This window comes from Alteromonas sp. IB21 (genome assembly GCF_016405965.1).
GTDB lineage: Bacteria > Pseudomonadota > Gammaproteobacteria > Enterobacterales > Alteromonadaceae > Alteromonas.
In genome coordinates, this window is sequence record NZ_JAEFCD010000039.1 from 1 (window position 1) to 14,527 (window position 14,527).

General features: G+C 45.7%; 10 protein-coding genes. 6 read left to right on the top strand and 4 right to left on the bottom strand.

Going from position 1 to position 14,527, the window contains the following annotated elements; translation table 11 throughout:
• Both JC525_RS18780 and JC525_RS18785 read right to left on the bottom strand, forming a co-directional pair.
• The coding region (locus JC525_RS18780) for a DEAD/DEAH box helicase family protein (protein ID WP_198817505.1) at positions 1 to 1,914 on the bottom strand (1,914 nt) is incomplete at its 3' end.
• Positions 1,914 to 2,516: a class I SAM-dependent methyltransferase gene (locus JC525_RS18785; protein ID WP_332874136.1), complete on the bottom strand. Its 603-nt coding sequence runs from the start codon at positions 2,514 to 2,516 to the stop codon at positions 1,914 to 1,916. The genes JC525_RS18785 and JC525_RS18780, both read right to left, overlap by 1 nt.
• Before the next feature lie 187 nt (positions 2,517 to 2,703).
• Here JC525_RS18785 and JC525_RS18790 point away from each other — a divergent pair, with 187 nt between their 5' ends.
• The 4 genes from JC525_RS18790 to JC525_RS18805 all read left to right on the top strand — a co-directional run bounded on the left by JC525_RS18790 (position 2,704) and on the right by JC525_RS18805 (position 9,835).
• Positions 2,704 to 3,756: an HlyD family secretion protein gene (locus JC525_RS18790; RefSeq protein WP_012516649.1), complete on the top strand. Its 1,053-nt coding sequence runs from the start codon at positions 2,704 to 2,706 to the stop codon at positions 3,754 to 3,756.
• A complete protein-coding gene (gene rbbA, locus JC525_RS18795; RefSeq protein WP_198817507.1) occupies positions 3,756 to 6,488 on the top strand; it encodes a ribosome-associated ATPase/putative transporter RbbA in 2,733 nt (910 codons plus the stop codon). The genes JC525_RS18790 and rbbA overlap by 1 nt, the downstream gene beginning before the upstream one ends.
• A 3-nt stretch (positions 6,489 to 6,491) precedes the next feature.
• A complete protein-coding gene (locus JC525_RS18800) occupies positions 6,492 to 7,613 on the top strand; it encodes an ABC transporter permease (protein ID WP_015065895.1) in 1,122 nt (373 codons plus the stop codon).
• Positions 7,614 to 7,741: 128 nt separating this feature from the next.
• Positions 7,742 to 9,835 (top strand): TonB-dependent siderophore receptor, encoded by a 2,094-nt coding sequence (locus JC525_RS18805; protein ID WP_198817509.1) that lies wholly within the window; start codon positions 7,742 to 7,744, stop codon positions 9,833 to 9,835.
• A 101-nt stretch (positions 9,836 to 9,936) separates the two neighbouring features.
• Here the strand turns inward: JC525_RS18805 and JC525_RS20225 are convergent, their stop codons facing one another.
• Entirely contained in the window at positions 9,937 to 11,202 is a 1,266-nt protein-coding gene (locus tag JC525_RS20225) for a sensor histidine kinase (protein ID WP_198817511.1), read from the bottom strand.
• 8 nt (positions 11,203 to 11,210) lie between these two features.
• Positions 11,211 to 11,747: a heme NO-binding domain-containing protein gene (locus JC525_RS18815; protein WP_233095310.1), complete on the bottom strand. Its 537-nt coding sequence runs from the start codon at positions 11,745 to 11,747 to the stop codon at positions 11,211 to 11,213.
• Between the two features lie 323 nt (positions 11,748 to 12,070).
• Between JC525_RS18815 and JC525_RS18820 the strand changes: the two genes are divergently transcribed.
• Entirely contained in the window at positions 12,071 to 12,592 is a 522-nt protein-coding gene (locus JC525_RS18820; protein WP_198817518.1) for a hypothetical protein, read from the top strand.
• A gap of 189 nt (positions 12,593 to 12,781) precedes the next feature.
• Positions 12,782 to 14,503: an amidohydrolase gene (locus JC525_RS18825; protein WP_198817520.1), complete on the top strand. Its 1,722-nt coding sequence runs from the start codon at positions 12,782 to 12,784 to the stop codon at positions 14,501 to 14,503.
• The last annotated feature ends 24 nt before the right edge of the window (positions 14,504 to 14,527 follow it).

The following is a 14,527-nucleotide window of genomic DNA, read 5'->3' on the forward strand; positions in this document are numbered from 1 at the left end:
CAAGCTAGCGCCCGATTTATAAAACTCAGTGTACGTAGGCCTTCTGCCTAGCGTTTCCTTCAGCTTGTCGTATTGAGTATCAAGCTCGTCTTGAGAAATGCTTGTAAGGAAATCGATAAACTCTAAGTCGAAATTAACGTAACATCCGTCGGGGAGTAGTTTATTGGCATTTTTTGCAAGGTCGACCATTTTTCTGCGGTTTTGCGGTCCATCGAGAATACTGGCAAACAGCATTTCGGGGCGGTTTAAAAAGCTATGATGATTACCCACAAAGTCTAAAATAATAAGTCTATCCTTTCCTTCGCTTTTACGAAGGCCGCGGCCCATCTGTTGTAAAAAAAGGATTTTTGATTCAGTAGGCCTAAGCATTAATACGGTATCGATCTTCGGTAAATCTACACCTTCGTTGAAAAGGTCTACCGAGAATAAAATTTTAATATCGCCGTTGTTGAGCTTCTCTAATGCCTCACTACGCGTAAGTGACGAGTCTGAGTGAACGCTGGCAGCTGTAATTCCTTGTTGATTGAAGTAATCTGCCATGTAGTCAGCGTGTTTTCGCGATACGCAAAAAGCGAGTGATATATCTTGCGACTTTACTTTCCACTCAGTAAGCACATGCTTTGCACGGCCTTTAGTCGCTAGTTTATTGGAAAGTTTTTCAGGATCGAACTTACCATTACGCCAAGGCAGGTGATCGTAATCCACTTCCTTGTCGAAAATGCCGAAGTAAGAAAAAGGGCATAATGCCTCTGCTTTCACACCATCAAACAAGTCTTGCTGATATATGAGATTGTTGTCACATAGTTTAAGGATATCGCTACCGTCAGTTCTAGTGGGCGTAGCGGTTAATCCCAGTAAAAAAGAAGGCGTGAAATATTCTAGTAAACGTTGATAACCACCTGCTGCGGCATGATGAAATTCATCTACAACAATGTAATCGAAAGCAGCAGTGGGAAACTTCGCTAGGTGAGTGGATTGCCCTATGGTTTGTATAGAGGCAAACAAAAAGTCATATTCTTCATCCTTTTGTTTTCCGCTGTATCGACCTACCTTTTTGCTTGGGTGTATCTTAAGAAAGCTAGCCTCTGCTTGAAGTAAGATCTCTTCTCGATGTGCTACAAAAAGTACTTTTTTAGCATTTACCTGCACAGAATCAAAAGCCGCTAAGTAGGTTTTCCCCATACCTGTTGCTAGTACCACTAAGCCTTTCTTAATTCCGTCCTCTCGAGCCTGCTTGAGTGCTGCAAGTGCTGTTACTTGATGTTCTCTTGGCTCCGGAATTTCATGCTCTTTTTCATCCGGCAGTGATGCAGCAGATTGAATTGGTGTAACAACTCTCGCTGTGTTGTACCTAATCTCGTAATCAGCTATTAAGTCGTATGTTAGTGGCTTAACTTGAGGCAGGGTGGATAGATAGCTGTACTGCTCTCGAATTTCGTCAATTCTAGCGATGGCTTCTTCATCATTATCGTTTGGGTAATCGATTCGGTAATTCCACTCAATACCATCGGTAAGCGCGGTTTTACTTATATTGCTAGACCCAACAAACGCTCTAGCTGAAATTAATATATCTTCACTGCTCTTGACGAAAATATATGATTTTAGGTGAAAGCTTGTAGCTTGCTTACTTTCATAAATGCGGATATCAGCGCCACGTTCCTTCAGCAGCATTAAACGCTTTAACGCATGTGGCTCGGTAATGTTCATGTAGTCTGAAGTTAAAAGCGATAACTTAACATCACGTATTTCTGAATTCATCGCATCTTCAATGTCTTGAATGATTAGGCTTAGCCCTGACATACGAATAAACGAAACGGCTATTTCTATATTTGTAGCGCTTTTAAGGGCATCGCGAATTTCATGTAGAAGGTATTGCTGGTTTCTACCGGTAACCAAATAATTTGTAGCTGTCATTATCCCTTCACCACTTCTACCGTAACCCACTTCACATCATCACGCTGCAACCCGTCCTTACCAGGAACAGTGTTTAAGTTGTGAGCCTTTAGGCCGTTACTTTCCGCTAAGGTCGCTAACTCTTCATAACTAACGGGGTGCATGGGCCGTGCTTCATCATTTGGACCGAACCGAAGGCTTATGTATAGTGTTCCATTTTCTGAAAGCAATTCTGCTAACCTTTTTAACGTGGGTGGCCTTTCATATTTAGGCAAGTGCATCCATACCGCTGAAAGCAGTATTAGGTCGTATGTGTTTGGTTTTTGGGGTAGGGCGGTAAGCGCGGGTAGGCTGGCGCTACACCATGTAACACTGTTATGCGAGTTGGCTTGTGCAAGGTTTCTTAGCCCACCGGCAGGCTCTGCGGCTGTTACGTTCCAGCCCTGTTCGGCTAGCCAGTTGGCGTCGCGGCCACTGCCTGCGCCTACATCTAGTGCGGTGCCTGCTTTTGATTTTTGTAGAAACGCTTTCCAATCGCTGTGCACACTTTCGGCGTCTACCGAATTATACAAATCGTAATAGTGCTGCGCTTTTTTGCTGTAGTGTTCAATTGTTTTTGTCACTATGAACAGAGTCCCTTCATTGTTTAATCTAATTTACCGCATGCCCAAAAACTCGGCTAGTCGCTCAACCTACCAAAATTTTGATCCAGCGCAAAGATTAAAGTACACCACCCAGTATACATTAGCTATTAACCTTGGCGCTTTCGCCACTTTTCACCTTTATTGATAAACCACAGGGAGCGTCACTGTGAAAAAAACGCCGTTTATTCTATCCATTATGTTCGTTGTGTTTTTAATTGTGGTTTTTAGTACTGTTTTCAGTGGCCCTGAAAATGTCGATGTGGTGTCAGGGAATGGCCGCATTGAAGCTACTGAAATTGGCATTTCTGCAAAAGTAGCAGGGCGTGTAGAAGAAATTTATGTCAGCGAAGGAGACAGAGTAACGGCGGGCGATGTGGTCGCCAAACTTGATACCACCACCATTAATAGCCAGCTTCAGCAGGCCAAGGCACAGCACCAGCAAGCCAAAAGTGCGGTAGAAGCTGCAAATATGGCTGTTGCACAGCGCCAAAGTGAAAAGTCAGCGCTTGAAGCCGCGCTGCTGCAAACTAAAGCCGAGCTAAAAGCAGCTGAAGCTCATGCTGCCCGTACTAATGAATTGGCAAAAACAGGCGCCGTGTCTAAACAATTGGCAGAAGATAACCTTACCAATGTTGAAAGCGCAAAGGCGGCGGTAAATGCAGCTAAGGCTCGTTTGACAGCGGCTGACGCCACCATTGAAGCTTCGCGCGCGCAATACTACTCGGCACAAGCAGCGGTCAGCGCTGCCAATGCCACTATTGCGCAAATCCAATCTGAAATTAACGATATGGTGTTAAAAGCACCACGTAATGGGCGTATTCAATACCGCGTAGTGGAGCCTGGCGAAGTTGTTAGTGCAGGTGGGCGTGTACTTAGTTTGGTCGACCTAACAAACGTATACATGACATTCTTTTTGCCTGCTTCGCAGGTGGGCAAGCTTACTATGGGCGGTGAAGCACTTATTGTGCTAGATGCCGCGCCCGACATCGCTATTCCGGCCACCATTTCTTACGTTGCCGACGTAGCGCAATTCACTCCTAAGTCGGTTGAAACCCAAAGTGAGCGAGAAAAACTTATGTTTAGGGTTAAAGCGCAAATTCCTGAAAACTTATTAAAGCAGCACATTGAAAAAGTGAAAACAGGGTTGCCGGGTGAAGTATGGGTAAAGCTAAACGATACCGCTGAATGGCCTAGCGACCTACCTGAGCTTGTCGACTAATGGGCAACATTATTGAATGCAATTCGCTAACGGTTCGCTACAAAAGCACCACAGCTATTCACAATCTTGCGCTTTCTATTCCCGCGGGCCTAACGGTAGGCGTAATTGGCCCTGATGGCGTGGGCAAATCTACGTTGCTGTCGCTTATTGCTGGTGAGCGAGTTATGCAAAAGGGGCAGTTGCAGGTTCTTGGTGGCGATATGCGTGATGAAAAACACCGCGCCGCGATATGTTCTGATATTGCATACATGCCACAAGGTTTAGGCAAAAACTTATATCCCACGCTGTCTGTAGAAGAAAACTTACAGTTTTTTGCCAAACTTTTTGGGCACAATCGTGCTCAGCGTCGTGCACGAATAGATATCCTTACCAAACGAACCGGACTTTATCCATTTTTATCGCGCCCAGCCGGCAAGTTGTCGGGTGGTATGAAGCAAAAACTGGGGTTATGCTGTGCCTTAATACACGATCCCCGCCTGCTTATTCTAGACGAACCCACTACAGGGGTAGACCCCCTTGCCCGAAGTCAATTTTGGTCGCTTATTAAAGACATTCGCAAAACCCAGCCAAATATTACCGTATTGGTAGCGACTGCCTATATGGATGAAGCCCAACAGTTCGATCATCTAATAGCGTTAAATGCAGGTGAGATACTGGCGAGCGGCTCACCGAAGTCACTGCTTAGTGAAACACAAACCAGCAATTTAGAAGCGGCATTTATTGCGCTTTTGCCGGCAGACGCAAAGCATGAACATCGCAGCGTAGTTGTGCAGCCTTATAAGGCTAGTGAGCATATGCAAACCGCGATTGAAGCTAAAAACCTTACTATGAAGTTTGGCGATTTTACGGCAGTTAATAACGTTAGCTTCACGATTGGTAAAGGAGAGATTTTCGGGTTTTTAGGGTCGAATGGCTGTGGTAAGTCTACCACCATGAAAATGCTTACTGGCCTGCTGCCGCAAACCTCTGGCGAGGCGTGGTTGCTGGGCAGCCCTCTTGTTGCTAACGATATTAACACCCGCTACCGCGTAGGTTATATGTCGCAAAGCTTTTCTTTGTATACCGAATTAACCGTTCGGCAAAACCTTACGCTTCATGCCAAGCTCTTCAAAGTAGCAAGCAACGTATTAAATTCGCGCGTTGACGAAATGCTTAACCGCTTTGCATTAAGTCATCACCAGCACAGCTTGCCTAACGACCTTCCTTTAGGTATTCGCCAGCGTCTGTCTTTGGCCGTGGCCATGGTGCATAGACCTGAAGTGTTAATACTCGATGAACCCACTTCTGGCGTCGATCCAGTTGCCCGAGATAACTTTTGGCAGTTGCTTATTTCTCTGGCGCGAAAAGACGGCGTAACCATTTTTATTTCTACACACTTTATGAACGAGGCAGTACGCTGCGATAGAATTTCCCTAATGCATGCAGGCGAAGTGCTGGTAACCGATACACCGCAAGCCATAAAAGCGTCTAAATCTGCCGATACGTTAGAGCAAGCGTTTATCGATTATTTAGTTGAAGCGCAAACACCTGAGAACCAAACACAAAACACTGAGCAAAGTGCACCAGAAGGTGTTAGCGCAGATAAAGCCACGCCAACGAATAAACGTGCAAAAGGCTTACGGCGATTGTTAAGCTATGCCTCGCGTGAAACCCTTGAGCTTATCCGCGACCCCATTCGCTTAACCATGTCGTTCTTAGGCAGCATGGTGTTAATGGTAGTTATTGGCTATGGCATTACTATGGACGTTGATGACTTAAGCTATGCGGTATTCGATCGCGATCAAACTTCCACTAGTCTTAACTATCGCAGTGCTTTATCAGGCTCGCGCTATTTCAATGAACAGCCAGTCATTACCAGCTATGCCGATATGGACAGGAGAATGAAAAGCGGAGAGCTTTCATTGGCTGTGGAAATTCCCCCCGAATTTAGCCAAAAACTGCATAAAGGCGAACAAGTGGAAATAGGGGCATGGATTGATGGGTCTATGCCCTCAAGGGCCGAAACTATACAGGGTTATGTAACAGGTATTCACCTGAAATGGCTTTTGCAGCAAGCCTCACAAGCTAGCCAAGTGCAGTCGACTAGCAGTATTAATGTGGAATCACGCTATTTGTATAACCCAGATGTTCGCAGCTTAGTGGCCATTGTACCTGCGGTAATGCCCATGCTGTTGTTGATGATACCTGCGCTTTTAACGTCGTTGGCGGTGGTGCGCGAAAAAGAGCTGGGTTCGATAATCAACTTATATGTTACACCAGTTACACGCATAGAGTTTTTGTTGGGTAAGCAACTTCCTTATATCGCTACCTCATTTGTTAGCTTCTTGCTGTTGGTTGCTATGGCGGTGTGGCTTTTCGACATCCCACTGAAAGGGGATGTGATAGTGCTATGCCTTATAACGCTGTTATTTGTTACTTTTTCCACTAGCTTTGGTTTGTTGGCTTCGGTTTTTACTAACAGTCAAATTGCCGCTATTTTGCTTACCACTATTGGCACTATGGTACCTGCCGTTCAGTTTGCGGGCATGATAACGCCGGTTTCTGCCTTAGAAGGGGCAGGGCGCGTAATAGGAGAGCTTCACCCTATTAGTTATTTTTTAACTGCTAGCAGGGGAGTATTTAGCAAAGGGTTAGGTTTTGGAACCCTTGACTTTGCCGTGTTTGCCATAGCTATTTCTATACCAATTACACTGTGGCTTGCCACTGTTTTGTTACGCAAACAGGAGCGATGAACCGTGGATATTAAAAATGTAGGCCAGCTAGGTGTAAAAGAACTTTGGAGCTTATGGCGCGACCCAGCCATGCTTATTCTTATTGTGTATGTGTTTACGGTAAACATCTACACGGCGGCCACTGCGGTACCTGAATCTTTGCACAACGCGCCCATTGCCTTTGTCGATCACGACAATTCGCAGATGTCTAAGCGGGTAATAGATGCCTTTTATCCTCCTTATTTTTTAGCGCCAGATATTATTGAAAGTAATGAGGCCGACACGTATTTAGACACGGGCAAGTATACCTTTGTTGTGACCATTCCCCCTGAATTTGAAAAAGATATTATGGCTGGGCTACAGCCCGATGTTCAGGTCAACGTTGATGCAACACGTATTAGCCAGGCGTTTACTGGTAATGGTTACATCACAGAAATAATCACCAGTGAAGTGAATACTTATTTACAGGGTTATAAATCCGACATTGATTACCCTGTCGAGTTGATCATGCGAGCCCGATTTAATCCAGCGCTAGAAGGTTTTTGGTTTGGCTCTGTGATGGAGCTCATTAATGCGGTAACAATGATCGCCATAATTCTGTCTGGGGCTGCGCTTATTAGAGAAAAAGAGCGTGGGACTATAGAGCACCTGCTGGCTATGCCAGTTTCAGACAGTGAAATTATGCTGTCTAAAATATTAGCCTCGGGAGTAGTGGTTTGGGTTACTACTTTGTTTTCTGTTTATTTTATTATTCAGTGGGTACTCGCCGTCCCCATTAACGGCAAAATATGGCTTTTCATGGTGGCTGTTGCTCTACAATTATTCGCCGTTTCGAGTATGGGGATTTTCATGGCTACCATTGCGCGATCTATGCCACAGTTCGGATTGTTACTTATTTTAGTTTTACTGCCCCTACAGTTGCTATCTGGTGGGGTAACACCAAGAGAAAGCATGCCCGAGTTTATCCAAAACACCATGCTACTTATGCCAAACACGCACTTTGTGATGGCATCGCAAGGGGTACTGTATCGCGGTGCCGGGCTAAGTGTGGTGTACCCTCAACTTATTGCGCTATTTGCTATTGGGTGCATATTTTACTTTATCGCTTTAAAGCGTTTTAAAAGCACCATTGGCAGCATGGCGTAGCGTTAGCAAAGTGAATACGGTAATGTAAATAGCAATAATTATCATTTAAATTTGGTTTTCTTTAATTTATACTGCGTGCGAAAAATAACCCAACACGCTTAACGAAAAAGTTAAAAACAGAGAAAACCATGAAACTATCTAGCCTATTTGCACTAACGCCACTTGCCCTTGCGCTATCAGTACAAGCGCAAACACCCCAAACAAATACTGACGACGTTAAAGAAGCCGACGTAGAAAAAATTCGTATTGTTGGCGTTCGTCAAAACCGCGTTAGCCGCGGTGCAACGGGTTTAACCATGGAAATTAGCGAAACGCCGCAGTCTATAAGTATTCTTTCTGAAGACTTAATGCAGTCGTTTGGTGCGTTTAATATTAACGATGCGCTAAAGCTAGCGCCGGGTATTAACGTAGAAGAGTGGGAAACCAACCGTACCAACTACACGGCCCGTGGTTTTGAAATTAAAAACACCCAAATAGACGGTGTTGGCCTGCCGAACGACTGGGGCATTGTTACCGGTGCTGTGGAAGCGTATGGCTACGAAGAAATTGAAGTAATTCGTGGTGCCAACGGCCTGTTAACCGGTGTGGGTAATGCGTCGGGTACCATTAACTATGTGCGCAAGCGCCCCACCAACGAAGAAGGCGGTGAAATTGGTGCAAGCATTGGCTCTTATAACTTTAAGCGCGTACAGGGCGACTATTCTATGCTGCTTACCGAAGACGGCAGCTGGGCGGCCCGTGTAGTGGGTAGTGTTGAAGATAAAGAGTCGCACCTAGATGGCCTAGAGAACGACCGCAGCTTTGTTTACGGTGTTATTGACGGCCAGCTAACCGACAACGCTACAGTTACTTTTGGGTTGTCGTATCAAGATGCTAATACCGACGGCAACACCTGGGGTGGGTTAATGTTTAACTATACCGACGGCACCCAAGCCGAGTGGGACATTAACGACACTACCACACAAGAGTGGACAAAGTGGGATACCGAAACCACTAATGCCTTTGTAGAACTAGACTATGTGTTCGATAACAATTGGCAGCTACTGCTTAGCTATAACTACCGCGACTTTGAAGATCAGAGCAAGCTGTTTTACGCCTATGGCGCTATTGATAAAGACACCGGCCTAGGCCTTATTGGCTGGCCAGGCCGCTACGATTCCGAGCGCGATTCTCACCTAGTAGAAGGCCGTGTATTTGGTGATTTTGAATTATTTGGTCGCACGCATGAAGTGAATTTTGGGGTAAGTCACGCTACTAGTGACGACGTATCGTCTGTTCACGCGTTTGACTATGCAACCACGCCTGCATACGGCCCAACGCCGGCGTTCCCTTATGCGTTAGATGCGATTGCCGAGCCAGAGTGGCTGGCGGCTTCCGAGTATTCAAACATTGAACAAACCCTAACCCGTTACTTCGGTTCTGCCCGTTTTAGCGTTACCGATGAGATGCATATTATCGCTGGTTTTAATGCCATTGATTTCGAGCGTACGGGGCAAAACGCCGGTGCCATTATCGATAACTCAGAAAGCGAAGCCAGCCCTTATGTGGGCGCTACCTATGCGGTAACTGAAGATGTAAACGCATATGTGAGTTATTCAGACGTATATCAGCCGCAAGAGCAGTACGACATTAACGGTCAGTACTTAGACCCAACCAAAGGTCAAAACTTCGAGGCTGGCGTGAAAGCCCAGTGGTTCGACGACCGCTTACTCACTACATTCGCATACTTCACGGCAGAGCAAGACAACCTAGCCGCTTACGCAGGCACCAACCCAGATACGCTGCAGTTTTACTACGAAGGTGTGTCGGTAGAATCTAACGGCTTCGAAATTGAAGTAGCCGGTCAGGTAACTGACGCGCTGCGTGTTAACGCGTCTTACACCAATATTGATGTAGAAGACGAGCAGGGCGCTGATGCAAACCTGTGGGCGCCACGCGATGTGGTTACCTTCCAATTGGGCTACACAATACCGCAAGCGCCAGAAATGGAAGTGGGCTTTGGCGGTCGCTGGCAGTCTGAAATAAGCAATGTGGATTATAACGTTAAACAAGGCGCGTATTTCTTGGGTAACGTGTATGCGTCTCGCGCGTTTACCGACGACCTTACGGTACGTATGAACATCAATAATATTTTCGATAAGAAGTATATTAACAGCCTGCACACTGTGGGTTACTACGGCGCGGGTATTAACGCCCAGCTAAGTGCATCGTATACGTTTTAATTACGCTATACGCCCGCCGTATTAATACGTGTTTAAGCGTAATGCGGTGGGCGTATTGTGCCTTCTTCATTCATTAACGGTTGTGACGAAGGCGTCGCCAGTTAACTTTCTGCTATTGCTTCGCTATCAGCAAGCGGTAGTTCAATAGTAAACGTGGTACCCACGCCTTCCTTACTTTCCACGGAAATGCTGCCATTGTGATTTTCAATAATGCCGTGGCTAATGGCTAAACCCAGTCCTGTGCCCGAGCCCACTTCCTTTGTTGTAAAGAATGGCTGAAAGAGCTTGGGTAGGTTATCTGATGAAATACCGCAGCCATTATCGGCGACGTAAATTTTTACCGAATTCTCGAGTTCTTCAGTTTTAATTGAAATAACGCCGTCTTTTTCTACTGCCTGGGTAGCGTTCATTACAAGGTTAATAAAAACTTGGCTTAGTTCGGTTAAATTGCCGGTGATATATACGTCGTTTTCCCGTTCATAGTGAAGGGTGACATTGTGCCTTAGCTCGTTATTAAGTAGCGACAGGGTTAAATCGATAGCCTGCTGAACCGACATGACTTCTTGTTTTGAGTCTGACGGGTGGGCAAAGTTTTTCAGCCCCGCCACGGTTTTACTTACCCGTTTACTGCCGTCGATACTTTGGTCGATTAAAGGCCCAATATCGTCGCATATAAAATCAATGTTATCCCAGTTCACCGTTATGTTAGTGAGTGTATCCAGCTGCTCCTTATCTTTGTCAGGCATGTTGTTAAGCTTGGTAAGAAGCGGGGCGATATCGTCCATATAACTTTTTAGCGTATTTAAGTTACTTAACAAAAAGCCTATCGGGTTATTTATTTCGTGGGCTACACCGGCTGCCAGCACACCAAGCGACGCCATTTTCTCTGCATGCAATAGCTCCTGCGTGCGCTGTTCTACTAATTGCTCTAAATGCTTTGCGCTAGCTTTTAACTCGTCATTTAGCTGTATCATTTCCTGATACATGCTTTCTTTTAGCTGAAGCGTGCCAATGTAGAAGTTGATGGGGTCGTGATGCACAAAGTCGTTTAACGCCAGGTTCATTTTCGACAGCTGCCCCATGTTGGTTAGCTGCGGATACCCCATGAAGCAATAAATGTTATCTACTTCGTAGAACGCGCCACCAAAAACAAAAGAGGGGTTATCAATGGGGCAAAGGGTAATGAGTTGCCCGTTGAACATCTTTATAATTTGCGTGCTTAAGGGCAGCTGTGGCGCAACAAGCTTGAACAGCCCTGAAAACGGCGCATCCACCGTTAGTTCAGGGCAGACTTTGCGAAACGCGCTGCTAAAGTCAACGATGTTGAGCTTGCCATCTAAATCTAATTGAAACGTTTGTGATTGCACTGTCTAGCTCATTTAAAGTCGATGCGAAAAGTGCTAAACGGGTTGTTTTCGTCTCGCAGTTTAACGGTTGAGACTGTTGCCGGCTGATTAAAGTGTTCGCACACACCCATTAATAGGCCTTCCACAAAAGGCTCAAGGCCGTCTCGTGATGAGTGATAATGAATAGTGATGCTGCCATCGTCGTTTTTCTCGCATAGAAACGACGGGGGCACTAGCGCTTCCAATTGCGCCGAAATTACCTGATGCATGTTGTTTAAGTTTGAAATAAATTCAAATGCACCACCTGAAACCAGAGAATACATCTCTTTATAGCTACCTTGTGATGTTTCTTTTACCCAATCCTCTCCCATTTGACGAAGAAACACGGCTAAGTCTATGTTTAGGTGTTCAACAGAGGCGCCAACAATACCGAATGTCACTTCATCGCTATAAGGCTGCACTTCTAAAAAGGTCGATTCGTAATCCCCTAAGGATGCTTTTATTTCATCCCATGCAGATTGGCCGTATCGATTAATAACTGTTGTGGATATAAATTTGTTTATCATGCCGTACACGGGGCATCTCCTTTACACTACCTATGAAAAAAAACATAGCACAGGGTTCAGAAACTGCGAGAGAGCGACGCGTTTTATTAAAAATTACGCCCCTTTTTACGTACTTATTGCGTTATGGACCCAAAGTCTTGAGGTAAAAAGTTTAAGATAAAGAGATTAAAACAAAAAGTTTTAGAGCAAAAGTGTAAACGATTTATATTCCGCAGCGTTTTAAAATATGGATATGGAAAACCGCAGACTTAACCTTAATTAATTTGATTGCAAATTAACCAATGACTACTGTTATGAAAGTGAGACTTATTAAGGAAAACGTCATGCAATCATTGAAGAAAGTATCTTTGCTCTTTGGTATAGCCGTTTTAAGCCTAAGCATGAATTCGACGGTATTTGCTCAACCCGATAGGCAGTCTGTGGAAACTATCGACGTGCAGGGCGAGAAAACTACGCCTCAATTAAAGCGCGCATTTAAAAAGCAGCAAATGGCCTTTATCGAGTTATACAATTCCGTTAATACAGATGCCCAGTACGACGTAATTTGTAAATGGCGCAAATTTACCGGCAGTCAGATTGCGCGCAAGTTATGCGAACCCAGATACATGATTGATTTTCGGGCGTTAACGGTTCAAACCTGGTCTACTCAGCCAGGCATTGATTTTAATCGCCTGCCCAACGACGACACGCTGCGCTTTTTAACGAAAGATACACGGGAAGAAGCTTATCAACATGTTGCGGCTCTAGTGGCAACCAACCAAAAGCTGCTAGACAGTTTTATGAAATTAGATGCGCTTCATGAGCGAATTAAAACGCGCAGCGAAGCCGATAACCTCGATAACTAATAAACACCATCGTTATTTTTTCGCAAACCAAGCAACTGCCTTGATTAAAATTAAGGCAGTTGCTAGTGTCTTGATACCCCATAAAAAAGGACTTTTAATGACGTGTGTTTATCAAGCGCATGTTCACTTATCTGGCCGCATTTAGCTTTTATCTACCGATAAATGCAACGAAGAATAAAGTAGGCGAACATGACGTTTTCAACCGCGCTATCGCGCACAATACTCAAAGGGTTTATTGCCACTACAGTCTGTGTATCTCACTTTTGTTTAGCGCAAGCGACGGAAACCTGCATCAGTTCTGATGTGGTATTTCATAACGGTGTTATCTACACGGCTGACGATAAGAATTGGCAGGCCGAAGTGGTTGCAGTTAAAGACGGGCGTATTGCGTTTGTGGGCAAAGATGTTGACGCCGCGCCGTGGCACTGCGGCGCTGAAAAACGCATTGATTTACAGGGCAGCACGCTTTTCCCTGGCTTTACCGACAGTCATCAGCATCTTGAAGGGGTAGGCAAACGCACGCGCACCTTGAGCTTGTTCGGCCTTCCTACGTTAAAAGCTACCGTGGCAGAGATAAAAGCCTTTGCTGGCACAGTGCCTGAAGGCGAGTGGGTGTTAGGGCGAGGCTGGATAGAACGTGAGTGGCAAGACGAAAAGCGCTTTTTAACGGCTGTCGACCTCGACCCGTTCACTCAAAATAAGCCGTTATTCATGCCCCGCGCTGATGGCGTCTCTGCCGTAGTTAACTCTAAGGCTCTCGCCCTTGCTGGCGTCACCAAAGATACGCCCGACCCTGAAGGCGGCAAGTTTGAACGCTATAACGATGGTACGCCTACCGGCTATGTATTGGCTACCGCCATGGATGTCTTTCGAGATATTTTACCGTCTGAGTCAGACGAGTATATAAAAGATAACTTATTGCGCGGCATGCAGGTAAACGTGTCACAAGGATGGACGGCTACGCACGACGCTGGCATGAAGTGGCGAGAGGTCCAGCAGCTAAAGCAACTAGCTAACAGCGACACCATGCTGCACCGTGTTTATATCGCAATTCCTATTAGCGAGTCAGATAAACTTATTCAAAATGGCACTGAAACGCTCGCAGAAGGCTTGTTCTATTTAAACGGAATAAAAGTATTTATCGACGGTACGTTAGGCTCGCGCGGTGCAGCGTTACTTGCGCCCTACAGCGATGCCGACCACAGCGGCTTTATGAACCGTACGACTAAGGCCGAGCTTATGCCGGTGCTCGAACAGGCTTTAAAGCAGGGCTTCCAAGTGATGACCCACGTTATTGGCGACCGTGCATTGTATTCCACGCTGAATTGGTATGAAGAGGCATGGAATGCGTTACCTAAAACGAAATGGAAAACCGAAGATTTACGCTGGCGTTTAGAGCATGCGCAAATTATCCCGCCTAAGCAGCAAGATAGGCTCGCGCAAATGAACATTGTGGCATCCATGCAGCCTAGCCATGCCATTGGCGATTTGAACTTTGCGCCCAGCCGGTTGGGATATAGTCGTTTAGCGTATGCTTACCCGTGGAAGCCGCTGGTGGATAAAGGCGTTGTGCTGGTAGGTGGTTCAGATGCCCCTGTTGAGGTGGGCGACCCGCGCATTGAATTTTGCGCTGCCATCACCCGCAGCAGGCTAGACGGCACGCAAGACAAAGGCTGGCACCTAGAGCTATCGCTATCTCGAGAAGATGCACTTCGCTTGTTTACCCTTTGGCCAGCCTACGCGTCGTTTCAAGAAGAAGACGCAGGCTCTATTGAAGTGGGCAAATACGCCGACTTTTCAGTTTTCGACACTAACTTTATGACCGCAGAACCTAGTGAGATTTTGAACGCTAACGTGGTAATGACGGTGGTTAATGGCAACGTGGTTTTTGAGAATCTTACAAATCATTAATTAATGCTTTGTTGGCGCTACACA

Bases quoted from the DNA above. Each gene is read 5' to 3' on its own strand.
- rbbA (WP_198817507.1), top strand. From the start codon at position 3,756: ATGGGCAACATTATTGAATGCAATTCGCTAACGGTTCGCTACAAAAGC.
- JC525_RS18805 (WP_198817509.1), top strand. From the start codon at position 7,742: ATGAAACTATCTAGCCTATTTGCACTAACGCCACTTGCCCTTGCGCTA.
- JC525_RS18815 (WP_233095310.1), bottom strand. From the start codon at position 11,747: ATGATAAACAAATTTATATCCACAACAGTTATTAATCGATACGGCCAA.
- JC525_RS18820 (WP_198817518.1), top strand. From the start codon at position 12,071: ATGCAATCATTGAAGAAAGTATCTTTGCTCTTTGGTATAGCCGTTTTA.
- JC525_RS18825 (WP_198817520.1), top strand. From the start codon at position 12,782: ATGACGTTTTCAACCGCGCTATCGCGCACAATACTCAAAGGGTTTATT.